The organism is Marinobacterium arenosum, assembly GCF_019795155.1.
Lineage (GTDB): Bacteria > Pseudomonadota > Gammaproteobacteria > Pseudomonadales > Balneatricaceae > Marinobacterium_C > Marinobacterium_C arenosum.
Genome location: NZ_JAILYN010000035.1, coordinates 1 through 25325 on the forward strand (window position 1 = coordinate 1; position 25325 = coordinate 25325).

Genomic DNA, 25325 nt, shown 5'->3' on the forward strand with positions numbered 1-25325 from the left:
AATGCGGGTGCGGGGTATGCTGATGCCAGAGCCCTTGCGTCTGTTCGAACACCTTCTGCACCGCTTCTTCGCCCAAGCGCTGCCGGGCCTGTACCACCGCACTGGGTGCCACGAACGGCCGATCGCCCGGCAGCATGATATCCAACTGGTTGACGATCTGACTCATCGGCAGGTGCCGGAACAGCGCCATACCCACCACGCTCCAGACCATCATTTCCAGCGGCAGGCGGCGTTTGCGCAAGGCGACAGTGCCGGACTCATGGAGGCACTGCTCGATCAACTCCGGGGAGAGCACTTCAGACAACGAAGCGAATTGGTCGGGAGAAACGCGAGAGATGGCATCCACTGCCTGACTAAAATGCATAAAAAAATCCGGAACCCTTAACATGGATTCCGGATTTTCTCTTGCCTGATCAGCAAGTTAAAGAGCTTAACTGATCGGCATTACCCGAAGGCCGCCTTTCTCATTGCAGTACAGCGACAAGCTCAGGCCAGCACCAGATTATCCCGGTGCACCAACTCCTCCTCGACCACGTAGCCAAGCAATGTCTCGATCTCCCGACTGGGCCGACCGATAATCTTGCCGGCATCGGCGACCGGATAGTTCGCCAGGCCACGGGCGACAATCCGCCCCTGCTCATCAGTCAGGATCACCATCTCGCCGCGCTGAAAATCGCCACTGACACTTTTCACCCCGGCCGGCAGCAGGCTCTTACCCCGCTCGGTCAACGCAACCACCGCCCCCGCATCCAGCACCAGGGTGCCGCGCGCCTGCAGATGGCCGGCAATCCAGTTCTTGCGCGCCGCCATCGGACCGCGATCCGGCACCAACAGGGTGCCGATATCCTCACCCGCCTTCAGCCGGGTCAGCACCCGCTCCTCACGACCACTGACGATCACCGTGACCGCACCGGAGCGGGCCGCCAGTTTGGCCGCCCGCACCTTGGTCAGCATGCCACCACTGCCGAGACGACCACCACCGCCGGCCATCGCCTCCAGCGCCTCATCACCGGCCCGGCCGACCGACACAAAGCGCGCATCGGGATTAGTGCGCGGATCAGCCTCGTAGAGACCGCGCTGGTCGGTCAGGATGATCAGACCATCAGCCTCGACCAGGTTGGCAACCAGCGCCCCCAGGGTGTCGTTATCGCCGAAACGGATCTCGCTGGTGACCACGGTGTCGTTTTCATTGACCACCGGCACCACGCCGAGCTCGATCAGGGTACGCAGCGCCGCCCGCGCGTTGAGGTAACGCTGACGATCGGAATGATCCTCATGGGTCAGCAGGATCTGCGCGGTATGAGTACCGTGACGCTGGAAGTTTGCCTCATAAGCCTGCACCAACCCCATCTGACCAACCGCTGCCGCAGCCTGCTGCCGATGCAGCTCGTGCGGTCGCTCGGGCCAGCCCAGCCGGGTCATCCCCTCGGCAATGGAGCCCGAGGATACCAGCACGATCTCCATCCCCTCGGCACGCAGCGCCGCCAACTGGTCCACCCAGCCGGCGATCGCCTCACGATCCAAGCCCTGCCCATCATTGGTCAGCAGCGCACTGCCGATCTTTACGACCCAGCGCCTGCCCTTCTGCAGCGCATTCCGTTCTGTCGCCACGCTCTCACCTCAACTCAAAGGCGCTATCAGCGCACCCATTCCACCTCGACGTCGTAATCGTCATCGTCGAAGTCATCATCATCCAGATCATCGTCAACCGCACGACGCCGACGGCCGCGCAGCTGCTCGATCCGCTCGCGCGCCTCCCGGTCGATCTGCTGACGGATCGCCAGCTCCTCGTCGAGCAGCTCCGGATTGTCCTCGACCGCTTCGGCACGTTGATCCAGGAAGTCCTGAATATCGTGAATCAGCGCCTGCACACCGGTCTTGTTGATCGCCGCGATACGGTACACCGGTCCCTGCCAATCCAGCGCCTCGATCACCGCCTGACAGCGCTCTTCAACCTCATCATCCGGCACCATATCCAGCTTATTCAACAGCAGCCAGCGGGGCTGCTGCGCCAGCGTCGGACTGAACTTCTCCAGCTCGTCGACCACCACCCGCGCCGCCTCTGCCGGCGTCTGCTCATCCCAGGGCGCCATATCCACGATATGCAGCAAGATCCGGTTACGCGCCAGGTGGCGCAGGAAACGAATACCCAGCCCCGCCCCTTCGGCAGCACCCTCGATGATGCCCGGGATATCCGCCACCACGAAGCTACGGTGTTTCTCGGTGCGCACCACCCCCAGGTTCGGCACCAGGGTGGTGAACGGATAGTTTGCCACCTTCGGCTTGGCCGCCGACACCGCCCGGATAAACGTCGACTTACCGGCGTTAGGCAAGCCCAGCAGACCGACGTCGGCCAGCACCTTCAGCTCCAGCTTCAGGTTGCGCGACTCACCCAGACTACCATTGGTGGTCTGCCGCGGCGCCCGATTGACACTGCTCTTGAAGCGGGTGTTACCCAGCCCATGCCAACCGCCCTGGGCGATCTTCTCGACCTGCCCCGCAGTCGTCAGGTCGGCCAGCGTTTCGCCGGTATCCACATCGATAATGGTGGTACCGACCGGCACCTTCAGCACCAGGTCTTCACCCTTGGAACCGGTGCAGTTGCGACTCATGCCACCCTGACCATTCTGCGCCTTGTAGCTGCGCGTATAGCGATAATCGATCAGCGTATTGAGATTCTCATCCGCCTCGAAGAACACCGAACCGCCATCACCGCCGTCACCGCCGTCAGGACCGCCTTTCGGGATAAATTTTTCACGGCGAAAACTCATGCAGCCGTTACCGCCCTTGCCGGCTTCCACCGCAATCACTGCTTCATCGACAAACTTCATAAAGCCTCCCGAAAATATCTTCCAGCCCTGAAGGCCATTCTAGAAACAAAAAAGCCCCGCCTGGGCGGAGCTTTTTGAATACTTACAACGCTGTGCTTAGGCAGATACAACGCTGATGTATTTACGCTTGTTTGGACCTTTCACTTCAAACTTCACAACGCCATCGGCTTTTGCGAACAGAGTGTGGTCTTTGCCCAGACCTACGTTGTCACCAGCGTGGAACTTGGTGCCGCGCTGACGAACCAGGATGTTACCCGCGATGACCGCCTGACCACCGAAGCGCTTAACGCCGAGGCGTTTCGACTCCGAGTCGCGGCCGTTACGAGTAGAACCACCAGCTTTCTTATGAGCCATTACTCTATCTCCTGTTTCCGGTTAAGGATCAGCCGTTGATGCCGGTGATCTTAACTTCGGTGAACCACTGACGATGACCCTGACGCTTCATGTGGTGCTTACGACGCTTGAACTTCAGGATCTGTACTTTCTTGCCACGACCGTGGGATACAACTTCCGCTGCAACCTTGGCACCTTCGACAACCGGCGCGCCAACTTTAACGTCGTCGCCATTGCCAACCAGCAGGACGCGGTCGAATTCAACGCTGGAACCAGCTTCAGCGGACAGTTTTTCCACTTTCAGGGTCTGACCTTCCTGAACGCGGTACTGCTTGCCACCAGTTACGATAACTGCGTACATTGATAATCTCCGATTTACACCTACCCGGCTACTGGACAAGTACCTACTTCTAATGGTGAGACCATATGGTAGGGAGCAAATTGTGGGTAGGTTAGGGCGCGGAATTATACAGCCCTCCCCGATGTACAGCAAGCGAACAACTGATCGAAAAGGCGACTTTCTTGACAGTCTTCCGGGGGCCCCCTAGCATGCGCCCATACTCCCAGCCACAAGCCAAGCCGTCATGCAGCCACACCAACTGAATCCGCAGATCGAGCCGCAGTTCGAAGCCGTAAACGATTACATCATCAATCACCTGGGGTCCAACGTACCGCTGGTCGAGAAGATCGGTCACTACATCGTTGAAAGCGGCGGCAAGCGCTTGCGCCCACTGCTGGTATTACTGGCCGCCAATGCCGCCGGCTACCAGGACCGTCACCATATTCCGCTGGCGGCGGTGATCGAGTTTATCCACACCGCCACCTTGCTGCATGACGACGTGGTCGACGAATCCGACCTGCGCCGCGGCAACGCCACCGCCAACGCCAAGTGGGGTAACGCCCCCAGCGTGCTGGTCGGCGACTTCCTCTATTCACGCGCCTTTCAGATCATGGTCGAGATCGGCAACATGGAGATCATGAACGTGATCTCCAATGCCACCAACGTGATCGCCGAGGGCGAGGTGCTGCAGCTACTGAACTGCAAGAACCCGGACACCACCGAAGAGCAGTACCTGCAGGTGATTCTCGGCAAGACCGCAATGCTGTTCGAGGCCGCCACCGAGAGCGGCGCCCTGCTGGCCGACTGCAACGCCGAACAGCGCGAGGCGCTGCGTCTCTACGGACGTCATCTGGGCATAGCCTTCCAGCTGGTCGACGACGTGATGGACTATCTGTCCAACGCTGAAGAGATGGGCAAGAACGTCGGCGACGACCTGGCCGAAGGCAAGCCGACCCTGCCGCTGATCCAGGCGATGAAAAACGCTGACGACGATGGCCGTAAATTGATCCGCCAGGCGATCCGCAAGGGCGGCCTGGACGATCTGCAACCGGTTCTTGAGATCGTCCGCCAGACCGGTGCTATCGAATACACCCAGCAGATGGCCCGTAGCGAAGCGGCTCGGGCGGTGGAAGCACTGGACGCCCTGCCGGACAGCAGCTTCAAAGCCACCCTGGCCCAACTGGCCGACCTGGCGGTGGATCGCAACAAGTAATCTCTTGGCAGACGTCCGGCATCCGAAGATCTTGCCGGGCGTCTCTCAGCACGAATCAGATCCTGGCCGGCAACACTCAGCGAGACGAACGAACTGAACGTCCGCCTGTCTATTTAGAGTGGAGCAGCGGCTGTATGCACCCATCGATCTATGCATCACGGGAATCGCGGCAACCCTCGGAATTTCGCTCAAAAACCTGCGTTTTAAGTGCGCCGCACAATGATTAACAACGATTTTCAGCGATTCAAATCGTGCCTATACAGCCCCAAGCCGGTATAATCGCCGAATTATTTTGACTGAATTGCCTTTGGATAGACCATTTTCAAATGACAAGACCTTCATCTTTCACGCGCGAAGAACTATTACAATGCGGCCACGGCGAGATGTTCGGCGAAGGCAATGCACGCCTGCCGATCGGTAACATGCTGATGATGGACCGCATCACCTCCATCACCGATGATGGCGGCGAATTCGGCAAGGGTGAGATCATCGCCGAGCTGGATATCAACCCGGATCTGTGGTTCTTTGGCTGCCACTTCGAATCCGACCCGGTAATGCCGGGCTGCCTGGGCCTCGACGCCATGTGGCAGCTGGTCGGTTTCTATCTGGGCTGGCGCGGTAACAAGGGCCGCGGCCGCGCACTGGGCTCCGGCGAAGTAAAATTCTTCGGCCAGGTGCTGCCGACCGCCCAGAAAGTAACCTACCACATCCAGCTGAAACGCGTGATTGAACGTAAACTGGTAATGGGTATCGCCGACGGCTCCATGTCCGTCGACGGCCGAGAGATTTATACTGCTAAAGATCTGCGTGTCGGTCTGTTTACTTCAACCGACTCCTTCTGAGCACAACCCGACCAACCCCAGTTCCGCTACGGAAACAGCCAGCCGGGCTGGCGGGGCTTGGTCGCCGAAGGCACAGATCTATAGCTGGCTGTAAACCAAGATTAATCAGATAAGTTAGAGAGGCATCTTATGCGACGTGTCGTTGTTACCGGTATGGGTATCGTGTCCTGTCTGGGCACCGACAAGGAGTCGGTGCTTGAGTCACTGCAACTGGGTCGCTCCGGTATCAAATTCCAGGAGGACTACAAGGAGCGTGGCTTCCGCAGCCAGGTAGCCGGCAGCATCGATATCGACTTCGCTGAGAAGATCGACCGCAAGCTGCTGCGCTTTATGGGCGATGCGGCGGCCTACACCTACATTGCCATGCAGGAAGCGATCGCCGACTCCGGTCTGCCGGAAGACCAGGTCTCCAATGAGCGGACCGGCCTGATTGTCGGTTCCGGCGGTGCATCTGCGGCCAACATCGTCGAAGCAGCCGATATCACCCGGGAAAAAGGCGTCAAGCGTGTCGGCCCGTACCGCGTGACCCGCACCATGGGTTCCACTGTTTCCGCCTGCCTGGCGACCCCGTTCAAGATCCGCGGCGTCAACTACTCCATCACCTCCGCCTGCGCCACCAGCGCGCACTGTATCGGCAACGCGATGGAACAGATCCAGTTGGGTAAGCAGGACGTCATCTTCGCCGGTGGCGGTGAAGAGCTGCACTGGTCGCAGACCGCGATGTTCGACGCCATGGGCGCGTTGTCCAGCAAGTACAATGACACCCCGGAGAAGGCTTCCCGCGCCTATGATGCCAATCGTGACGGCTTCGTCATCGCCGGCGGCGCCGGCATCCTGGTGATCGAGGAGCTGGAACACGCCAAGGCACGCGGCGCCAAGATCTACGCCGAGCTGGTTGGCTATGGCGCCACTTCCGACGGTTACGACATGGTCGCACCGTCCGGCGAAGGCGCGGTGCGCTGCATGAAGCAGGCGATGAGCACCGTCGAAGGCGACATCGACTACATCAACGCCCACGGCACCTCCACCCCGGCAGGCGATGTGCAGGAACTGAAAGCGATGAAAGAGACCTTCGGCGACCAGATGCCGCCGGTCAGCTCCACCAAGTCGCTGTCCGGCCACTCGCTGGGCGCCGCCGGTGTTCAGGAAGCGGTGTACTGCCTGCTGATGCAGCAGAACAAATTCATCGCCGCCTCCGCCAACATTGAGCAGCTGGACCCGGAAGCGGAAGGCATGCCGATCGTTCAGGAGCGCCGCGACAATGTCGATCTGGAGCGGGTCATGTCCAACAGCTTCGGCTTCGGTGGCACCAACTCCACACTGGTGTTCCAGAAGTACCACGGCTAAGCCGACACACTTCTGAAATAAAAAAACCGCCTTCGGGCGGTTTTTTGTTTTTTATGTCCTTCAACAGCGAGGGTATGACCACAACCTAATCGGGCCGGATCATATAGTCCAATATAGAACAATCAGTGGACGGAGCAGACCATGCAGGGATCGAAACTGCGCACGATATGCTGCACCGCCACCGGCTCCCGCTCACCTTCGATCACCGGCGCACCCGCCAGCGCCTGCTCCAATGGACCCGGCACCTGCAGGCCATCACGTGGACTGAAGTTCCAGGTGGTCGGCGCGATCACCTGGTAATTGGCGATCCGTCCGTCACGGATACTGAGCCAATGGCCCAAGCTACCGCGGGCGGCCTCCACCAGCCCAGCGCCTTCCGCCTCGTCGGGCAGGCGGCCATGATGGCAGAACGGCTCACCGGACTCGAGCTGCTTCACCCAGCGCTCCATCTGTGGCACCACCAATGCCAGCTCCAGCAGTCGGGCGATCAGCCGGTTGCGAACATTACCGCCGGAGTGATCCACCAGATCGACAATCAGCGGATGGCCGTTGATGAACTGTCGGGCCAGCGCACCGGTCTCCACCACCGCGCCATCCAGTCGCGGCGCCTTGCACCAGCTGTAGCCGTCCGGGTTTTCCAGTGAAGGCGCGGTCAGCCCGTCGCGCGGGTGGCGCGGCAGGTGGCCGCCATCCAGCCAGCTATGGGACAGATCCTCGCGAATCTTCTCTGTGTCCAGCGCTTCTACAGCGCCGCCACGGCTGCGCACGCCGGCCGGCAGCCAACGCTCGCCATCGATCTGGTAACTGCCGTAGCTCATAAAGCGGTCACTGGCCCGGCCCAGCCGATCCAGTTCCAGCCGGTCGCTGAGGTACAGCAGGGTGCGCAGGTCGTTGCTCTGCCAATAGCCCTGCGCAGCCCAGTCGCGCAGCGCCGCTTCGCTATCCAGTTCGGCGATCTGCTCCAGCTCGGCGCCGAACAGGGTGCGCTCCAGAAAGCGCCGGAAACCGGCCAGGATCGCCAGCAACCGCAGCCGCTCCTGCGGTTCGACCGGCTTGGCGCTGCCGCCGGGCTGGATACTGAGGCTGTGCGGCCACTTGCCGGCCAGCAGCCCCATCAGATGCAGGAACTCGGCCCGCGCCGGCAGCACCTCGCGGGCGGCATCGCCCTGCACCGCCTTGAAGCGGCGCGCGACCGGAGCATACCAGTCCTCGCCGCTGTATCGCTCGCGGGCAAAGTCCGGCATGAAGAACAGGTAGAAGTGGGTCAGCAGGTCGGCCAGGTTCTCGTTGGCCAGTACCAGCGCGGTGCAGCGCTCTCCGTTTGGCGGCGGCGTCAGCTGCATCGCATCGGCCAGCGCCCAAGCGCAGGCCACCGACTGGCTGACCGAGCAAATGCCACAGATACGCGGCGTATAGACCAGCGCATCGAGCGGCGTCTTGCCCAGCAGGATCTGTTCGAAGCCGCGATACAGCGGCGAGTTGACCCGGGCGCTACGCACCCGGTTGTCGTATATCTCGAGGCTAACCTCCAGGTCTCCTTCGACCCGGTTGAACGGCCCCACCAGCAATCGGCTCATAGTTGGCGCTTCTTATCGTTTTTTATCGTTTTGTTTGCCTGGCGGATAGATGATCGATTCCGCGGTGGCATTGCGCCGCAGCCGCTCCGGGGTGGCCGCTTTCGACAGCGACGCCAATGCCACGAACCAGGCCTTGGGCATATCGGTCGGCAAACCGACCGGAATCCCGGCGATCTTCGGTGTTTCAGTAAAGCTGTGGCGCGGTTCCTCGAACTCCGGCGCAGTGCAGTTGATGCATGCATAGCCGCCACGGGTGCAGGAGCCCTCGCCGTGCCAGGGTCGGACATTGCAATCGGCATCGGCCTGCGTGCCCAGGCAGCCCAGGTTCTCCATCAGGCAGCCCTGCTGACCGGGCAGCTCTGCACTGGCCTTGTATTCGTAAAACTCGTTGCGACTGCAGCCGTGATGCACCAAATGGTCGGCATAGAGCCTTGGCCGCCCCAATCTGTCGAGTTGATCCTCATTCAACTCTCCCAGCGCCAGCTGCTGCAGGGTTTCGGTAACCCAGTTGGGGTGGGTCGGGCAGCCGGCGATATTGACCACCCGCTGTCCCGTCTGAGACAGGTAGTCGCTGCCCAGCAGGCCACCGGCCAGCTCGCCCTCGTACTGCAACCCCGTGGCCTCGGTATGGTTGGCCCCGGCCGCGGAGATGCCGCCAAAGGCGGCACAGGAGCCGACCGCCACACAATACTGTGCCCGCTCGGCCAACCGGCTTACCCAGTCGATCATCGGGATGCCGGTGCCCCCCAGCAGATGGAAGCGGCCGCTGCCGTGCGGGCCGCGCAGCAGCGCCCCTTCGATGCAGAGGATATCGAGCGGCTGTTCGCCGATCAGGATCGCCTCCAGCAACTGCACCAGTTCAGCGCCGGTCGCTTCGCTCAGCGACGGGTGCCAGAGCAGCCGGATGCCGGCGGCCTCCAGAGTGGTCAGCAGATCCGGGGATTCGGCATTGAACAGCGACATCGAGCAACCACCGCAACCGGCCGATTGCAGCCAGAGCAGGTTCAGCATGATCCGTCGGCCTCCTTGGGCAAACTAATACGGGCCAGCACACCGCTGTCGGGATGGTTCGTCACGGTCAGCCGGCCACCGTGCTCACTGACAATACCGTAGCTGATCGACAAGCCAAGGCCGGTGCCCTGGCCGACCGGCTTGGTAGTGAAGAACGGCTCCAGGATGCGCAACTGATCCGCCTCGGCAATCCCCGGACCATTGTCATGCAATTCGAACCAGACCTGTTCACCGTCGTCACCGGCCGCCAGCATCAGCGCCGGCTGGTCGCTCTCCGCCATTGCATCGACCGCGTTCTGGATCAGATTGACGATCACCTGGTGGATCTGGCCGGCGTGGCCCAGCGCCGCCAGTTGCGGCGGCATCCGGTCGTCGACCGCGATCTCACGACGGCTCTCCTTCAGGATCCAGTGCATCGCCGAGTGGACCACGTGAATCAGGTCGAACTCCGCTTTCTCACTGGCCTGACAGGAGGAGAACTGGCGCAGGTCACGGACGATGTCGCGCACCCGCTCAGCCCCCTCCATGGTGCCCTCCACCAGCGAGTTGAGATCGCTGATCGCCTTATCGAGACGTAGCTCGGCGCGCAGCTGGCGCAACTGCTCACGACTGGCGCCGCTGTGGACCTCGTCGAAATAGCGGCAGAGCTTGGCGGTATAGCGCTGCAACGCGTGCATATTGCCGTAGACGAAGCTGATCGGGTTGTTCAGCTCATGGGCAACACCGGCCACCAGCCGGCCGAGCGAGGCCATCTTTTCCGCCTGCACAAGCCGCTCCTGTGCCAGCTTGAGGTCGGCATGGGCCTGGTTCAGCGCCTTGTAGGCACGCTGCAGTTCACCGAGCGGTCGGCCGACCAGCACCATCCCCAGCAGCCGCCCACGCGGATCCTTGCGGGCCGAGCAGTTGACCGCCAGCGGTACGGCACCGGCCGGCCCCAACAGCTCCAGTTCACAATCACGTAACGGCTGGAGGCGGATCTGCTGCAGCGAGCGGTTGAGTTTGTTGCGAAACGGCTCCGATACCAGCTCTAGAATGGGCAGGCCGACCAGTGTTTCAGTATCACGCCCGATCAACTTCTCGGCCGCCTTGTTGGCCTGGATGATCGCCCCTTGGTGGTCACAAACAATCAACAGATCGCTCATAGCACTCTGCACGCTGTCCAGGAAGCTCTGCGCCTGCTCCAGCTCTGCATTTTTCTGCTCGACCTCCACCTGATAGCGGATCAGGTCGGCATAGGCTTCATCCATCTTGCGGATCACGCTGACCCAGGCTTCATCGGACGCCTGATCGGGTAATGTGGGGGGCTGGACGGGTTTCTCAGACATTGGGCTTAGGATCGGCAAGCTTGATCGCTATAGCCTACTCCGGGTGAAGGATGGGGGCAAAAGGTCTATCGACAGCCCGCCCTTTGGCTAGCGCCGATGGCCGGGCCGCTAGTACCCTCTATGGAATGGATTGAAGCAGCGCTCCCACGTAATCAGGTACGACGGGAGCGCTGTTTGTTGGGCTTGTTAGTGGTAGGCGATACCAGCCATTTCAGTAGCAACAGGTAGAACAGCGCCGCCAGGATACCCAGCAACCACTGCCAGAGCGGATAGTCCCCGTACTTCTCTTGCAGTACTTCGTTTGCCTTCTCGATATATTCATCGATTTCTGTATCACTGCTGGCGCTTGAACTGCCGTCGCCAGCTTGCTGACCCAGGCCGCCTATACCGTCTACCGCTGACTCTTCCTCCCCCGCGACAACTTCAGAATCCAGGCTGGCAAGGATCAGCACATCACCCTCCTGGGTAACGACATCGGCCGCATACGCCTCTTCGCCACCGGAGCCGCTGCCTGCGCCCTCACCCGCTGCGCCGCCTCCGCCACCACCACCGGCTGCACCACCACCTGCGCCATTGCCAGCGTCGGCAGTAGCGCCGGAATCGCCGCCTGCCGGATCACCGCCGCCAGGCTCTCCGCCGCTGGCAACCGAACCACCATTATCGCTACCGCCCGCGCCACCGGCATCACCCGCCCCAGCGGTCGAACCGCCTGAACCATCGCTACCGCCGGAACCCGTCGAACCGGAACCACCACTGCCACCGGAACCGGAACCACCACTGCCACCGGAACCGGAACCACCACCAGAGCCACCCGAGCCGGAATCGCCGCCCGAACCACCAGACCCACCACTGCCGCCGGAGCCCCCGGAACCAGAATCACCAGATCCACCGCTACCACCGGAGCCGCCCGAGCCGGAATCGCCGCCCGAGCCACCAGACCCACCACTGCCGCCGGAGCCCCCGGAACCAGAATCACCAGATCCACCGCTACCACCGGAGCCGCCCGAGCCGGAATCGCCGCCCGAGCCGCCAGACCCACCACTGCCGCCGGAGCCCCCGGAACCAGAATCACCAGATCCACCGCCACCACCGGAGCCGCCCGAGCCGGAATCGCCGCCCGAGCCACCTGCACCACCGCTACCGCCGGAGCCACCACCGCCAATACCGCCACCACCACCGTCGCCGCCGCTGCCTCCGCCGCTGCCGCCAGTGCCGCCCGAACCTGAACCACCAGAACCGCCCGTGCCGCCAGAACCGCCACCGGAGCCCCCATAACCACCGTCTACACCGCCGTTGATGGCGACACCGATCTGGGTAACAGAACCACCAACCGCATTGCCCAAGGTACCAAAGGCTCCAATGACCGCCAGTGAAACCAACGCCCCTACCAATGCATACTCCACCGTCGTCAGACCGAATTGCCGACTTTTACCCGTATTCATGGCGAGTTACCCACGCAATCGAAAACCTTGAATCAAAGGGAATGTTAAAAGTTTAGGTGGATTTGACCGTCGGCATCGGCCTGATTCTGCAACAAAACCCCTGTTCTACCGGATTTCTGTTCAGTTTCAGGACAGTAATGTAACGATGCACTTACATAACACAGGCAGGGAGAGGACAGCGCACGGCAACCGCGCCAGTATCAGCTAGGCTTGCCAGTAGCTTTTGAGAAGTCGAAGTCGATAAAGGCATAGAGAAACCGCCGCTGTTACAGCGCTGTCGACACAGGGTCGACGGCGCTGCCACACCGGCGGTGCAGGTAGGCCCAGTATCAGACCTTGAACTGGGCGATCAGGGTATTGAGCCGCCGCTCCAGCTCCACCATACCGTTGGTGGTGCTGGCCAGGCTGTCAGCCTGACCGGCCGAGCGCTCGGCAATATCGGCAATCTCCTGCACGCTCTTGCTGATCTCCTCGGCCACTGTGGTCTGTTGCTCCGCGGCACTGGCGATCTGGGTGTTCATATCAGTGATGGTGCTGACCGCACCGGTGATCTCGTTCAGCGCGAGGCCAGCCTGTTCAGCCTGCTCGATAGTCTGACCGGTTTTGCGTTTGCTACGCTCGATCACCGACACCGCCTCGGCCACCCCGGCCAGCAGCGCATCGATCATCTGTTGGATCTCATCGGTACTGGTCTGAGTACGGGTCGCCAGGGTGCGAACCTCGTCGGCCACCACCGAGAAACCACGCCCCTGTTCACCGGCACGGGCCGCCTCGATCGCCGCGTTCAGCGCCAGCAGGTTGGTCTGATCGGCGATCTCCTTGATCACGTTGATCACCCCACTGATCTTGTCGGTATGGGTATCCAACTGCTGAATCACCGTACCGGCGCTGTTCACCTCCTCTGCCAACTCGCCGATGTTGCGGATGGTGCCTTCCACCAGCCGGGCCCCTTCGATCGCCCGGCCGTCGGCGCTGTTCGCCGCCTCGGCGGCATTGCTGGCGCCACCGGCCACCTGATGTACCGCCGCAGCCATCTCGTGCACCGCCGTTGCCACCGCCTGGGTTTCGTTGTGCTGTTTCTGGGCATCATCGTGAGTAGAACGAACTACCCCCTGCATGCCCTGAGTGGCGCCGCTCAGGTCGCTGATCCCCCCTTTGACCTCCCGGACCAGCTGATGGATCTTGATCGCGAAGGTATTGAAACCGTCGGTCACCGCACCGATTTCGTCGGCATTGAGGGTGTTCAGGCGGCGGGTCAGGTCGCCTTCCCCCTCAGCGATATCGCGCATCGCTGCGGCGGTATCACTCAGCGGCGTTACGATGCGACCGGCCAGCCAGAGCGCCAGGGCGGCAATCACCAGCAGCAGCAGCAGCGCCACACCGGCGATAGTCATCAGCGTAGATTGGATCCGCTGCGTCATCTCGTCACGCAGCTCTGCCACCCGCCGGTCGATATCGTCAATCATGAAGCCGGTCCCGACCGCCCAGTTCCATTGCGGCAGGGCCGCGGCATAGCTCAATTTCGGCCCCTCGCCGCCGTTCGGCAGCGACCAGACATACTCGACAAAACCACCGCCATTGCGTGCCTGCCCGATCAGGTCTCGAATCATGTAGCGACCATTTTTATCCTGCAGGCCGGAAAGATCCTTGCCGAGCAGCGATGGCTTCTGGCGATGAGCCAAGGTGACGCCATCGTAATCAAACACGAAGATATAGTTGTCGTTACCGTAGGCCAAGTTGGTGATGATCTTCTTGGCCTCGGCCTGGGCCTGTTCGGTGGTCAGCGAAGTTGACCGGTAGACCTCCTGCACACTGGTGAGCGCCATATTGACGTAGTCTTTCAGCATCTGTTTCTTATCGGCCATCATGTCGACGCGGGCCCGGTCAACCTCCTGCTCGCCCAACGCCTGCAGTTCCATCCGCACGATCAGCATGATGATCAGGGTAATCAGCACCACGGGCAGAATCGCCAGTGACAACACCTTCGTTTTTACAGAAATCGCACCCATTTAATGCATATACCTCACTAAAAATTAATCAATCAACCCAACAAAGGTAAAAATAAAGCATCGTTATTATTGAATTATCACTCTGAGCCATCACCTTACCATGACGGATATTAAGGCCTGAACATGGATTACAGAGCGGATGCACTATAAATGGCGGGTAACGATACACAATTGTACTTAGGTAAAAATTACCCAGCAGACAGGCCGACCGGTCGCCGATAATGCGACCAGCCCGCGGGAGCGGTCGGAATGAAACAGTGGCAGGCACCCAGGAACGGTGCCCGCGAAAAGTACAGAGAAACTCAGGATTTCGTCGGCAGGCGCAGATGCTCGACTACGATCGTCAACAGGCTATCGATCAGCGCCAGGTCGGCCTGCGGCGCCAGCGCCGACTGGGAAGCCTGGCGTCCGGTTGGCTCGATAACCAGCCGCCCCTGTTGCTCTACGATCTCCGCCTCAGCGCCGCAGTTACGGCAGCAGGTCAACTCGCCCGGCTGCTGATCACGGCGGATCAGGATGGTCGGTCCACACATCGGACACTCCTGCAGCGGAATACCATCGTCGCTATGCCCGCGGATAGAGTCCAGCTGCCCGCTGCGTGCCAACGCCACCAGCGCCTGGGCGGCCTCGGTATCGAACTGATTCCCCTGCTCTCCTTCGATAATCGCCAATGCCTTTGCCAGCGGCATCCCGGCCCGATAGGGGCGGTGGCTGGTCATCGCGTCGAAGGCGTCGCAGACGCCGACAATGCGTGCTTCCAGTGGGAGCTGAGTACCGCTAAGCCCCTGTGGATAACCCCGCCCATTGGGCATTTCGTGATGCTGCAGCACCGCCGACATCACCAGCTCGGCCAACGGGTGGCCGGCCAGCAGGCGTGCGCCAACCTCCGGATGGGTCTTGATCAGGTCGTATTCCTGGTCGGTCAGTCGGCCCGGTTTGCGCAGAATCTCGTCGGGCACGCCGACCTTGCCGAGGTCGTGCAGGAAACCACCGAGGCTGATCCGGGCGACCTCGTCGGTCGGCAAGCCCAGCTTTTCCGCCACCAGCCGGCAGTACTGGCTGACCCGCCAGAGGTGGCCACCGGTGTAAGGGTCGCGGGCTTCCACCATCGTTGCCATCACATACAGCGAGGTCAGCAGCCCCTGGGCATGCTGCCGGTTAGTGGGGGAGTTATCGGATTTTCGACGCCAGAACATGGACAGGGCCCTCCTGTTGGCCGCAAGCGCGGAGAGAGATTCAGTGTTGTGATTGTGCCACTACCTGAAGGTTCCCGGTATCCGTTGGCCAGAACAGCCGGTCGATCAGCTCGCGCAGCCAGCGATGTTCGACATCATCATGGTAGCGCCGGTGCCAGAACAGCCGGATTGCCGCCCCCTCATGCGGGTGGAACGGCAACGGCTTGGCCACCAGCTGTTCACTGCCCGGCAGGCATTCACTGATCCGCCTGCCGCTGAGCAATGCCATGCCACTGTGGCGAACGGCATTGAGCGCGCTGATCAGATTGTTGGTCTGTAGCAGGATACGACGCTGCTCGCCCTGCAACGCCAACTCGCGGTCCACCGGCAGACGTTCGTCGAAGCCCGGCACCAGGAAATGCACGAACGGCAGTCTGAGGAATCGTTCGCGGGTCAGCTCCTGCGCCGCCAGCGGATGATCGCGGTGCAGCAGACAGACCGGGGTATCATGCCCCAACACCCGTGCGTGGACGTTTGCCGGTGCGGTTTCGTTCAGGCTGATCAGGAAATCGAGCTGGCCGCCAACCAGCTCATCCATGCTGTAAGGCTCCAGGTTGCTGATCCGTAACCGAACCCCGGGCGCCTGGCGCTGCAGTTCGTTGAGCAGCGGACCGATCCATTGCTGGGCCAGGATGTCGATCGCCGCGATACGGAAGGTGCGCGCCATCCGGCTTGGCTCCACCACCACCGGCGCCACCAGCCGCAGCATATCGTCCAGCAACGGACGCAGCTGACGGTGCAGCTGCTCGGCCCTGGGTGAAGGTGCCAGACCATGCGACTGGCGTACGAACAACTCGTCGGCGAACAGCCGGCGCAAGCGCTGCAGGGTGCGGCTCATACTGGGCTGTGACAGGTTGAGCCGCTCGGCGGCCCGGCTGACGCTGTGCTCCTCCATCAACGCATTGAATGCCACCAGCAACTTCAGGTCGACAGCGGCCAGCTCATCCAGCGTCATTTTGACTCCCTATTTCAGCCAACGGCCGGTAGTCGATGCGGTAGAACAGTGTATAAAGCACCGGCACCACGATCAGGGTCAGCAGCGTCGCCACGCCGAGCCCGAAGGTGATCACCACCGCCATACTGGCGAAGAAGTCGTCGAACAACAGCGGGATCATCCCCAGGATAGTGGTAATCGCCGCCATACAGACCGGTCGTACTCGGCTGACCGAGGCTTCGAACACCGCCCGGTAGGGCTCGATCCCGGCGGCCAGCATCAGGTTGATCTGATCCAGCAGTACGATGCCGTTCTTAAGCAACATGCCGGACAGGCTGAGGAAGCCGAGCAATGCCATGAAGCCGAACGGCAGCTGTAACGCCAGCAGGCCGAGGGTCACCCCGGTGATCGCCAGCGGCACGGTCAGCCAGATCACCAGCGATTTACGGATCGCGTTGAACAGCAGCACGGTGATCACAAACATGGCCAGAAAGCCATATGGCATGGTGGCGAACAGCGCCGCCTGGGCATCGCGAGAGCTCTCATATTCCCCACCCCACGTCAGGCTGTAGCCGGCCGGTAGCGGCAGCGCCTCGATCTGCGGCCGCACTCGGCTGAACAGCGCGCTGGCGGTTTCGTCGGAAAACGGGTCCGGGTCGGCCATCACCGTCAGGGTGCGCTTGCGGTCGCGGCGCATGATCAGCGAGTCCTCCCACTGCAGCGAGAAGTCGCCCACCACCTGCTCGACCGGGATATAGGTCTGGTAAACCGGACTCCAGACTTTCAGGTCCGGCAGGTTGTCGATATTGAGCCGTTCGTTGTCCGGCGTGCGGGCCACAATCGGCAGCAGCGTGGTGCCGTCGCGATACAGACCGATATCCATGCCGGAGAAATTCATCTGCAGCATCTGGTCCAGGTCCTCCTTGCTGACCCCGGCCCGGCGTGCCTGTGCTTCCAGAAATTGCGGCCGGATCAGCTTGGTCCGCTCGCGCCAGTCGTGGCGGATATTGGCGGCCGCCGGGTCGGCATGCAACACTGCTTCGACTTGAGCCGCCAGGGCACGCAGCTGGTCGGGCTCCGGCCCGCTGAGCCGCACCTCGATCTTGGCGCTGGTGCTGGGGCCGATCTCCAGCCGTTTAAGCTTGTATTGGGCATAACCGTACTGCTCGCTCAGGTGCCGGTCGAGCTCGCGCATCAGCGGATCGATCTGCTCGAAATTCTGACTACGGACCATCAACTGGCCGTAAGCGGCATAACTTTTCTCCGGCCCATAGGTCAGCATGAAGCGTTGGGCGCCCCGGCCGGTGGTGGAGGCCACGTACTCGACCCGATCATCCTCCAGCAGCCAGGACTCGATCTCGCCTATATCGCGGTAGGTGTCACGGATATCAGTGCCCTGGGCGCGCCAGTAGTCGACCAGGAACATCGGCGTGGTCGATGGCGGGAAGAACACCTGCTTGACGAAACCGAAGCCATAGATTGCCGCCCCCAGCGCCACCAGCAACACCATCACGGTCAGCCCACGGTAATGCATACAGCTGTCCAGCAACCATTTGTAGGCGCTGAACACGATCCCCTGATAAGGATCGACATCGGGCGCCACCTCCTCTTCCCGGCTGGCTTCGCGGAAGAACAGGTCGCAGAAGAACGGCGTCAAGGTAATCGCCGTCAGCCAGGAGAGCAGCAACGAGATCAGCAGTACCCAGAACAGGGAACCGGCAAACTCGCCGGTGGCATCCGGCGACAGGCCAATCGGCGCGAAGGCGATCACCGCAATCGCAGTGGCACCGAGCAACGGCCACTGGGTCTGTTTGACCACCAGGGTGGCCGCATCCAGCTTGCTGAGCCCCCGTTTGAGGTTGATCAGCACCCCTTCGGTGACCACGATGGCGTTGTCCACCAGCATGCCCAGCGCGATGATCAACGCGCCCAGCGAGATCCGCTGCAGGTCGATCGCCAGCAGTTTCATGAAGATGAAGGTCCCCAGGATGGTCAGTAGCAGAATCAGGCCGATCAGCACGCCGCTCTTGAAGCCCATGAACAGCAGCAGCACCAGGATCACGATCGCCAGCGCAGCGCCCAGGTTGGCGAGGAAGTTGTTGACCGACTTGGCTACCTCCTGTGGCTGGTTATACAGCACCTCGACCTCCATGCCGATCGGCCGGGCATATTCCAGCTCGGCCAGACGGCGGTCGATCGCCGCGCCCACATCAACCACATTGACGCCGGAGGCGAACGAGATGCCAAGATGCAGCGCCTGCCGGCCATCGCGGGTCACCAGGTGGCTCGGCACCTCCTGGTAGCCGCGGCTGATCCTGGCCACATCCCCCAACCGGATCAGCTCATCCTCGCCGGACTCGCTGATGATCAGGTTCTTCAGTTCGTCGACCCGTTCAAACTCGCCAGTCGGCGAGATACGGAGGTACTCGCCGCCAACCCGGATGGAGCCGGCGTTAGAAACCACATTCTGGGTACCGAGCAGCTGGCTCAGCCGGTCCAGCGAAATGCCCAGATTGTTCAACTTGATGCGGGAGATCTCCACCAGGATCTGCTCACGCTGGGCGCCGGCCACTTCGACCTTGCCCACCCCCGGCACCAGCACCAGCTCACGGCGCAGGTGGTCGACATAGTCGGCCAGCTCTTGATACTGGTAACCATCGCCGGTCACCGTCAGCAGAATGCCGAACACGTCGCCGAAATCATCGTTCACCTGAGGCGCGCCCACGCCCGGCGGCAAGTTGTCCCGGTAGTCGTTGATCTTGCGACGCAGCTCGTCCCAGATCTGCGGCAGCTCCTCGCCATCGTAGATGCTTTTCATCTCGACCGTGATCTGCGACAGCCCCGGCGCCGAGATTGACCGTACGTTGTCCACCTCGGCCAGCTGCTGCACCACGTTTTCCAATGGAAAGGTGAGCTCCTCCTCCACCTGCAAGGCCGAGGCGCCCGGGTAACGGGTGATGATCATCGCCTCCTTGATGGTGAACTCCGGGTCTTCCAGCTGCCCCAGGCTGAAAAAAGCCAGGCTGCCGCCAGCCAGCAACAGCAACGCAATCATCCAGCTGGTCACCTGGTGGCGAATAAAGTACGCGGCACTGTTCATCACAACCCCCGCTCACGCTGCCAGGGACGTACCTGCATTCCCTCGGTCAGATGGTGTACACCGGCCGCGACAATCTGGTCACCCGGTTCTACGCCGGTCAGGATCTCGACGCCACGAGCGGTCACCCGTCCCACCTCGACCGGATGCAGGCTGACCCGCATGGTCTGCGGGTCCACCTTCCAGACCTGCGGCTTGGCCTCCGCCAGCGACTGGCCATCGGGCACGAACAGCGACTCCACCGGCAACAGCACATGGCGGGCATCCAGTTCAAACACCTGCGCCAGGTCGACCTGCACCGAGGCGGTCATGCCCGGGAAGATGGCCAGCTCCTCCGGCCGCGTCATGGTCAGGCTCACCGTATAGGAGCCGGTCTGCGGGTCGGCCTCGGCGGTCCGTTCACGGAAGCCGGCTTTGAATGGCTTTTCCGGCCGCGCTTCAAAAAACACGTCAGAGCGGTACGCGCGGGCATCCGGCCGGGTCGGCTGGGCCGCCAGCGACTCCGGCACCTGGAACAGAATGTCGATCTGATCGCCCGACTGCAGCACCAGCACCGGCTGCTTGGCCTGAACATTCTGGAAATTTTCAACCAACCGCTGCGACACCACCCCTTCATAGGGGGCGTGCAACTCGGTGTAGGCCAGATCCAGCTCAGCCTTGCGCAACGCGGCGCGGGCGACATCCAGCTCAGCCCGCTTTTCGTCATACTGGGCCGGCGATACCAGCTTGCGCTTCAACATGGCATCGAAGCGATCGAACTGGGCCTTGGCCAGCCGGTACTGGGCGCGCTGCTGGTCCAGCGCCAACTGGTAATCCTTGGGATCGAGCCGCGCCAGCAGATCTCCCTTGCTGACCGGCTGCCCCTCCTGCACCGGCATCTCAATCAGCTCGCCCGGCAGGCGGAAGGCCATCTCGGTCCGCTCGGTAGCGCGCACCTCCGCCGGAAACGTCCGTACCAGGCTGGCAGCCGGGTCGGCCACGGTAATCAGCTTGGCCGGACGTATCGGCGGTTCAAGGGGTAGCTGCGCGTCCTGCTCCTGCTGGCAGCCAGCCAGCCCCAGCAACAGGGGTATCAATAGCAACAGGCGAATAGGACGGGGCATGGAGTGCATAAGCATTAACCTCATCGGTTGGCTCGATGGCTGAGACGTCGGATAAAGGGCCGCTAGCTTAGCGGGCCGACAGCCGCACCAGAACAACCTGAGGTAGATTCATGATATTCATTAGATGAATATCATGACAACGTACATCCACAACCCAAATCCAGCACCGCTCACCGGCAATCCGCCGGTTCGGCACCCCGACTTACCGTTCAGCTTAGTCAAAGCTTCCCGGCTGTTCCGGTAAGGTTCCATTGTGGTGATGCCGGTGCAGCAACGCTTGGCAGTGGCTGACGGCTGCGCATATCAGATAGGGATCGAAGGAGGCCGTGCATTCGGGAAATATTTCCGGCCCCGGCCCCTGGCCGTCGGCGATAACAACGGCGTATCGCAGCCGTGCTGCGGGCTTATGCACACTGCAAAACGGATAATCGGACGGAGAAGAACGCAGCGGAAGTCGCAACCAAGCGTCACCCGTTTTCCGGCTTCGCCTGCAGATGCGGCTCACCCTGCTCATCGAGCCAGACCGTCAACAGCATGGGTGCGCAACAGACCTGGCAATCCTCAACATACTGCTGGTCGGATTCGGTGCAATCCACCAGCACACTGATCGACTGGCCGCAGCAAGGGCACTGCAGCGGTATCTCTTCCAGCAAACTCATGGCCTTTACCTCGTTGTTATTGTTGTCTGACAAAGACTAGCAACCGTCGTGGGACGCGGCCCGGTCGATGCTGCACTTTTATGTCAGTACCCATTGCCGCCGGATCGGGGCGGGCGGCAAGTCGGCAATTCTCGGCTAGGCTTAACAGGCGGATTTCAGACCAGGGAGTCGGTATGCGAGCCAAGCATTTTATCTCTCGCCTGGTGGCGCACCGCGGCTACCAGCGCCACTATCCCGAAAATACCTTGCTGGCACTGCAGCAGGCGGTCGACCGGGGTGTACGACAGCTGGAACTGGATATCCAGCTCAGTGCCGACCAAGTACCGATGGTCTACCACGATATCGAACTTCAGCGCATCAGCGGCGTTAATGGCCGTATCGACCAGCTGAGCGCCGCCGAACTGAGCCGGCTTGGCGCCGGCGAATGCGCCCGGCTGGGATCGAAATACGCCCAGGAGCCGATCCCCACCCTGGCGGCGGTGGTGGCGTGGTTGAGCAAACAACCGGAGCTGACGCTGTTCGCCGAGGTCAAGGAGGAAGCGGTCGCCAGCTTCGGTATCGAGCAGGTGCTTGCCGCGGTCCTGCCGGTGCTGGCGCCGGTCGCCGACCAGTGCGTGCTGATCAGCTTCGACAGCGCGCTGCTCGCCAACGCCCGCCCCCGCTGGCCCCGGCTGGGACTGATACTCAGGCGCTGGCCGCCGCCTGCCCGACAACTCGCCCAAGCGCGGCCCGACTACCTGATCATCAACCAGCAGCGCATCCCGCCCGGCCTATCGTTGAACAAGCAACCGCTGCCGGTGATGCTGTACGAGATCCGCTCGGTCCGCGAAGGCCGCAAGTGGCTGGCGCGAGGCGCGGCCCTGCTGGAATCGTTCTCGGTCGGTGAACTGGTCACCGAAGCGAAGGTGCTGGATGAGTGAGCCGGATTATGACCTGATCATCATCGGCGGCGTTCCAGCCTGGACAATGACCGGCCTAGCCGCGCCCGGTCGGTGACCGACACCCGTCAGCTAGCGCTGACGCCGCCATCCGACAGCGACTGCTCCAACGCCTGCGTCCAGTAGCGGTAACGCTGGCGTATGCCGGTGTCTGTGCGGGGTTGGCGGCAACTGGCCTCCAAACGCTGCCAGTCGTCCGGCTGACCCAGCAGCCAGGCGGCCCCCCGGGCCGAGGCTTCCGGGTCGTCATCGCAGCAAACCGGCAGCTGACTGAGATCCGCCAGCTTCTGCACCAGCAGCCGACTGCGGCTTAGGCCGCCACTGAGCCGGATGCGCGCCGGCATCAGGCCTAGCGCCCGCATCCGATCCAGATTACGCTGCACCAGGAACAGCACGCTTTCGGCCACCGCCAGCACCCGCGCCTGGGCGTCCGACGGTACTTCGTCGGTCAGTAGGTAACGACTCGACAACGGCTGCCAGTCCGGCGAACCCAACCCGCCGTAGCCGTTCAAAAACAGCGGCAACGATGATGGCTGATGCCAATGGTCCAGTTGGCGGAGGTCTTCATTGTGTAGCGCTGCCTCGGCAACCAGCGCGCTGCCGGCGCCGTTAACCGTCCCCTCCAGCACCCGTAGCGAACAATCGCCCACCAGCGCCGGTGCCAGCAGCAGACGCAACCCGCTTGGCGATTGCCAGTCGCCTGGCAGCGGCAGTTGCAGGAAACCGCCGGTGCCGAGATTGACCGACAGGGTATCCGGCGCCGGCCAGCCATTATCGAACAGCGCGGCCGGTTGGTCCCCGGTAACCATCTGCAGCGGCAACGCCAGCCCGGCCACTCTCAGCGTACCGAATCGACTGCGGTTGGCTTGCAGTGCCGGCAGCCAGTCCCGTCGCAGGCCAAACAAACTGAGCAGCGGCTCGGACCAGTCATTTCGCCGGATATCGTAAAGCAGGGTGCGGGAAGCATTGACTGGATCGATCAACCACGGCGACTCCTCACAGAGCCGGTAGCAGAGATAGCTGGACAGGGTATCGAGGGCAAGGGATTCGGGATCGGCCTGCTGCAGTGCGGGATAACTGTCCAACAGCCGGCGCCATTTGGCGGCCGGGGTGTGGCCGTTCGGGTGCAGCCCGGTCAGCGCCTGGATGCGGTCGGCCTGACCGGTCAGACGATCAATAACCGGTTGACCACCGTTATCCTGCCAGCTGACCAGTGGACTCAGCGGTCGGCCGCTGTGGCGTTCGCGAATCAGGCAGCTGCTACGCTGGCAGACCAGTGCCGCCGACTGCAGCTGGCTACGCTGATCAGGATTAACTGCCTGGCAGGCAGCAACCGCGGCCTGTTGCAAAGACGCCACCAGCGGTTCGATCGGCTGGCAGATATAACCCTCGTGCCGATCGGTCGGTACCGGTCGCTGAGCGGCGGCCAGTTGCTGGCCGCTGGCGCTATAGACCAGCGCCCGGCTGGACTGACCGCCCTGGTCGAGGATCAGATACAGCGGTTGCGCCATCGCCAGCCACCTCCCCGATATAGTGCGACACACTGTCCAAGGCGCGCCGCTGGATTCACTACCAGGTTCAGTGTGGCCGCAAGCGGCGCGCTTGGCGAATATGCGTCGGTTCAGCCAACCCCTTCGTCGGCGGCGAAACGGTCCAACCGCGCCAACAGCGCTTGTTTCTCCGGCTCGCTGACGAACGCCACCTCGAACGCGTTGCGCGACAGCTGAACGGCCTGGGTCTTGCTCAGGCCGAGCGCCTCATAAAGGGCAACGAAATTCTCGGTCATATAACCGCCGAAATAGGCCGGATCGTCGGAGTTGACCGTCACCTTCACCCCCCGCGCCAGCATCTGCAGGATATTGTGCTGACGCATATCGCTGAACACCTGCAGCTTGGTGTTGGACAGCGGACAGACGGTCAGCGCCATACCACTGTCGATCAGCCGCTGCATCAGCGCCTCATCCTCGACCGCGCGCACGCCGTGGTCGACGCGGGATACCTGCAACAGGTCCAGCGCATCGCGGATATAGGCGGCCGGCCCCTCTTCGCCGGCATGGGCCACGGTCAGCAGTCCCGCGTCACGCGCGGCGGCGAACACCCGGGCGAATTTCTCCGGCGGATTGCCACGCTCGGAGCTGTCCAGGCCGACGGCGATGAACTTGTCACGGTGCGGCATTGCCTGCTGCAGGGTCTCGAACGCGGCGCTCTCATCGAGGTGGCGCAGGAAACAGAGGATCAGCCGGCTGCTGATACCCAGCTGCTGCCGGCCATCGCGCAGCGCCCGGTCGATACCGTTGATAACCGTCTCGAACGCTATACCGCGGTCGGTATGGGTTTGCGGGTCGAAGAACGGCTCGGTATGGATTACGTTCTGTTCGCTGCAACGCTGCAGGTAGGCCCAGGTCAGGTCGTAGAAATCCTGCTCGGTCTGCAGCACCTCGGCGCCCTGGTAATAGATATCGAGGAAATCCTGCAGGTTGCCGAACTGGTAGGCGGCGCGCACCTCCTCGACCGACACGTAAGGCAGCTGGATGCCGTTGCGCTGGGCCAACTCGAACATCAGTTCCGGTTCCAGGCTGCCCTCCAGGTGCAGATGAAGTTCGGCCTTGGGCAGTCGATTCAGAAAGTCATGCATACAATACTCCCGGACGATCAGTTCTGATCAGTCTATGAGCCCACCGCGATTAACGCTAGGCGAATAGCGGCATTGTGGCCGACCGTCAGAAAAGCGGCGCATCTTCCGGCAGTCCACGCAATGATGCAAGCGACTAGTCAGGCTTGGTACGGTCGCTGGCCGATTGCGCCTTCTCTTTCTGAGCGGCCAGGTACTGCCGGTCCATCGCGCCATACTGGCGCTGATAGGCGTCCGGGTCGCTGCGCCAGAGGCGGTACAGCTTGCGGTCGTTGGCCGCCATCGGCGGCGGATTCTCACGCCGGCGGCGCAGGGCACTGAGGGTGATCGGCAGGAACGCGGCCAATACGAACAGCAATACCCAGAGATACTTCAGGTCTTCGGCTTCCACGACATTTCTCGCAGCTTATCGATTAGGCTATCAACACGATGATAGAGGCTGCTGCGACCACTGCCC

23 protein-coding genes are annotated in these 25325 nt (G+C 61.8%); 4 read left to right on the plus strand and 19 right to left on the minus strand.

Annotated features, from left to right (window positions below):
- From K6T12_RS15050 to rplU, 5 genes are all read right to left on the minus strand, one after another.
- The coding region (locus tag K6T12_RS15050; RefSeq protein ID WP_222223695.1) for a transposase domain-containing protein at nucleotides 1-364 on the minus strand (364 nt) is incomplete at its 3' end.
- 122 nt (nucleotides 365-486) lie between these two features.
- Complete coding sequence (gene proB / locus K6T12_RS15055) at nucleotides 487-1611, minus strand: glutamate 5-kinase (protein ID WP_222223696.1); 1125 nt, start codon at nucleotides 1609-1611, stop codon at nucleotides 487-489.
- A gap of 26 nt (nucleotides 1612-1637) precedes the next feature.
- Nucleotides 1638-2831, minus strand: coding sequence for an Obg family GTPase CgtA (gene cgtA, locus K6T12_RS15060; protein WP_222223697.1), 1194 nt, complete (start codon nucleotides 2829-2831; stop codon nucleotides 1638-1640).
- Nucleotides 2832-2927: 96 nt separating this feature from the next.
- A complete protein-coding gene (gene rpmA / locus K6T12_RS15065) occupies nucleotides 2928-3185 on the minus strand; it encodes a 50S ribosomal protein L27 (protein ID WP_222223698.1) in 258 nt (85 codons plus the stop codon).
- Nucleotides 3186-3213: 28 nt separating this feature from the next.
- Entirely contained in the window at nucleotides 3214-3525 is a 312-nt protein-coding gene (gene rplU / locus K6T12_RS15070) for a 50S ribosomal protein L21 (protein ID WP_222223699.1), read from the minus strand.
- A 223-nt stretch (nucleotides 3526-3748) separates the two neighbouring features.
- Between rplU and ispB the strand changes: the two genes are divergently transcribed.
- The 3 genes from ispB (at nucleotide 3749) to fabB (ending at nucleotide 6906) form a co-directional block, all read left to right on the plus strand.
- Nucleotides 3749-4717, plus strand: coding sequence for an octaprenyl diphosphate synthase (ispB, locus tag K6T12_RS15075; RefSeq protein WP_222223700.1), 969 nt, complete (start codon nucleotides 3749-3751; stop codon nucleotides 4715-4717).
- Nucleotides 4718-5043: 326 nt separating this feature from the next.
- Nucleotides 5044-5559: a 3-hydroxyacyl-[acyl-carrier-protein] dehydratase FabA gene (gene fabA / locus K6T12_RS15080; RefSeq protein ID WP_222223701.1), complete on the plus strand. Its 516-nt coding sequence runs from the start codon at nucleotides 5044-5046 to the stop codon at nucleotides 5557-5559.
- Between the two features lie 129 nt (nucleotides 5560-5688).
- A complete protein-coding gene (gene fabB / locus K6T12_RS15085; RefSeq protein ID WP_222223702.1) occupies nucleotides 5689-6906 on the plus strand; it encodes a beta-ketoacyl-ACP synthase I in 1218 nt (405 codons plus the stop codon).
- A 122-nt stretch (nucleotides 6907-7028) separates the two neighbouring features.
- On the opposite strand, the gene K6T12_RS15090 is transcribed toward fabB, so the two are convergent.
- The 11 genes from K6T12_RS15090 to K6T12_RS15140 form a co-directional block, all read right to left on the minus strand.
- Nucleotides 7029-8483 (minus strand): nickel-dependent hydrogenase large subunit, encoded by a 1455-nt coding sequence (locus K6T12_RS15090; RefSeq protein ID WP_222223703.1) that lies wholly within the window; start codon nucleotides 8481-8483, stop codon nucleotides 7029-7031.
- A gap of 12 nt (nucleotides 8484-8495) precedes the next feature.
- Nucleotides 8496-9494 (minus strand): NADH-quinone oxidoreductase subunit B family protein, encoded by a 999-nt coding sequence (locus K6T12_RS15095; RefSeq protein WP_255611778.1) that lies wholly within the window; start codon nucleotides 9492-9494, stop codon nucleotides 8496-8498.
- Nucleotides 9488-10819, minus strand: a complete 1332-nt coding sequence (locus tag K6T12_RS15100; RefSeq protein WP_222223704.1) for a sensor histidine kinase — start codon at nucleotides 10817-10819, stop codon at nucleotides 9488-9490. The genes K6T12_RS15095 and K6T12_RS15100 overlap by 7 nt, the downstream gene beginning before the upstream one ends.
- A gap of 152 nt (nucleotides 10820-10971) precedes the next feature.
- Nucleotides 10972-11271 carry a hypothetical protein gene (locus K6T12_RS15105; RefSeq protein ID WP_222223705.1) on the minus strand — a complete coding sequence of 100 codons (300 nt, stop codon included), beginning with the start codon at nucleotides 11269-11271 and terminating at the stop codon, nucleotides 10972-10974.
- Complete coding sequence (locus tag K6T12_RS15110; protein WP_222223706.1) at nucleotides 11265-12080, minus strand: hypothetical protein; 816 nt, start codon at nucleotides 12078-12080, stop codon at nucleotides 11265-11267. Before K6T12_RS15110 ends, K6T12_RS15105 begins: the two co-directional genes overlap by 7 nt.
- 510 nt (nucleotides 12081-12590) lie before the next feature.
- Complete coding sequence (locus tag K6T12_RS15115) at nucleotides 12591-14270, minus strand: methyl-accepting chemotaxis protein (RefSeq protein WP_222223707.1); 1680 nt, start codon at nucleotides 14268-14270, stop codon at nucleotides 12591-12593.
- Nucleotides 14271-14572: 302 nt separating this feature from the next.
- Entirely contained in the window at nucleotides 14573-15466 is an 894-nt protein-coding gene (locus K6T12_RS15120) for an HD domain-containing phosphohydrolase (protein ID WP_222223708.1), read from the minus strand.
- A 40-nt stretch (nucleotides 15467-15506) separates the two neighbouring features.
- Nucleotides 15507-16460, minus strand: a complete 954-nt coding sequence (locus K6T12_RS15125) for a LysR family transcriptional regulator (protein WP_222223709.1) — start codon at nucleotides 16458-16460, stop codon at nucleotides 15507-15509.
- Nucleotides 16447-19539 carry an efflux RND transporter permease subunit gene (locus K6T12_RS15130; protein ID WP_222223710.1) on the minus strand — a complete coding sequence of 1031 codons (3093 nt, stop codon included), beginning with the start codon at nucleotides 19537-19539 and terminating at the stop codon, nucleotides 16447-16449. The genes K6T12_RS15125 and K6T12_RS15130 overlap by 14 nt, the downstream gene beginning before the upstream one ends.
- Nucleotides 19539-20648 (minus strand): efflux RND transporter periplasmic adaptor subunit, encoded by a 1110-nt coding sequence (locus K6T12_RS15135; RefSeq protein WP_222223711.1) that lies wholly within the window; start codon nucleotides 20646-20648, stop codon nucleotides 19539-19541. The genes K6T12_RS15130 and K6T12_RS15135 overlap by 1 nt, the downstream gene beginning before the upstream one ends.
- 458 nt (nucleotides 20649-21106) lie before the next feature.
- Nucleotides 21107-21298 (minus strand): CPXCG motif-containing cysteine-rich protein, encoded by a 192-nt coding sequence (locus tag K6T12_RS15140; protein WP_222223712.1) that lies wholly within the window; start codon nucleotides 21296-21298, stop codon nucleotides 21107-21109.
- Nucleotides 21299-21471: 173 nt separating this feature from the next.
- Here K6T12_RS15140 and K6T12_RS15145 point away from each other — a divergent pair, with 173 nt between their 5' ends.
- Nucleotides 21472-22218 carry a glycerophosphodiester phosphodiesterase family protein gene (locus tag K6T12_RS15145; protein WP_222223713.1) on the plus strand — a complete coding sequence of 249 codons (747 nt, stop codon included), beginning with the start codon at nucleotides 21472-21474 and terminating at the stop codon, nucleotides 22216-22218.
- Between the two features lie 86 nt (nucleotides 22219-22304).
- On the opposite strand, the gene K6T12_RS15150 is transcribed toward K6T12_RS15145, so the two are convergent.
- The 3 genes from K6T12_RS15150 to K6T12_RS15160 form a co-directional block, all read right to left on the minus strand.
- Complete coding sequence (locus tag K6T12_RS15150; protein ID WP_222223714.1) at nucleotides 22305-23747, minus strand: FGGY family carbohydrate kinase; 1443 nt, start codon at nucleotides 23745-23747, stop codon at nucleotides 22305-22307.
- 110 nt (nucleotides 23748-23857) lie between these two features.
- Complete coding sequence (locus K6T12_RS15155) at nucleotides 23858-24871, minus strand: adenosine deaminase (RefSeq protein WP_222223715.1); 1014 nt, start codon at nucleotides 24869-24871, stop codon at nucleotides 23858-23860.
- 133 nt (nucleotides 24872-25004) lie between these two features.
- Complete coding sequence (locus tag K6T12_RS15160; protein WP_222223716.1) at nucleotides 25005-25259, minus strand: hypothetical protein; 255 nt, start codon at nucleotides 25257-25259, stop codon at nucleotides 25005-25007.
- Nucleotides 25260-25325: the final 66 nt, after the last annotated feature.